Here is a 255-nt window from a genome sequence, read left to right on the forward strand (position 1 = left end):
AACCCGTGATGGGGACTAAGTCGTAACAAGGTAACCGTAGGGGAACCTGCGGTTGGATCACCTCCTTTCTAAGGACAACCTTGGAAAACCCGGCCCGTACCGGCCCAGGGGCTTCGGCCCTCGGGCAAGTCGAGGCCGCATCGGCACCGTCTCCAATAATCAGGCGTACCCACGCCGGCTCCCCACGGGGGTCTGCATGCGAAAGATGTGAACCCACGATCGATCGAGAAGGCGTCTCGGGGTCCCGCCCATCCG

1 rRNA gene is annotated in these 255 nt (G+C 62.4%); it reads left to right on the plus strand.

Going from position 1 to position 255, the window contains the following annotated elements:
- Nucleotides 1-68: ribosomal RNA gene (locus tag ACYOEI_RS41320) — 16S ribosomal RNA — on the plus strand; the annotation flags it as partial.
- Nucleotides 69-255: the final 187 nt, after the last annotated feature.

Source organism: Singulisphaera rosea (assembly GCF_054877945.1).